Genomic DNA, 555 nt, shown 5'->3' with positions numbered 1-555 from the left:
CCCGTTGGCGGAATTAAATTAGTGCATATTTAATTTGTCCAATGGGTTTGTTATTAATCTTGTTTATATATTGAAGGATTGTAAGTGCACTAATTTTCCCCGTAATTCTGGTAAACAATCCTTCTGTTTGTTTTGCGTAATTTCTGATTATCATAAATTGATCGCATAATTGTGCAAAAAGCGTTTCAACCCTTTTCCTTGCTTTAGCAAATGGACTAAATACAGGTTTCCAATCTTTTTGATTTGACCGATATGGAACTTCCAACTTGATATTAGCTTTTTCAAATAAATCAAGTTGTATGGCTGCTCCAATATATCCACGATCACCGATGATGGTGCAATTCTGAAAGTTACACTTTACGTCTTTCAAATAATGAATGTCGTGAACACTCGCCTTTGTCAGGTCAAAAGAGTGTATGACACCGCTCAACCCACAGAGAGAATGTAATTTATATCCGTAATAATGTTTACCCTGTGAAGCACAATAGCCATAATTGGGAGCTTTATCATAATTATTCTTTCCCATTTTACAACGTTTTGACCTTATGGGACGAC

1 protein-coding gene is annotated in these 555 nt (G+C 35.3%); it reads right to left on the bottom strand.

The genetic code is table 11. The features are described 5' to 3' along the window. Nucleotides 1-13: 13 nt before the first annotated feature. On the bottom strand, nt 14-555 hold a 542-nt coding region (locus tag JCM15092_RS14335), incomplete at its 5' end, for an IS982 family transposase (RefSeq protein ID WP_024995236.1).

This window comes from Phocaeicola paurosaccharolyticus JCM 15092, from assembly GCF_000613805.1.
Lineage (GTDB): Bacteria > Bacteroidota > Bacteroidia > Bacteroidales > Bacteroidaceae > Phocaeicola > Phocaeicola paurosaccharolyticus.
Note: the sequence above shows the minus strand (reverse complement) of the source record. Positions and strands in the feature narration are given on the sequence as shown.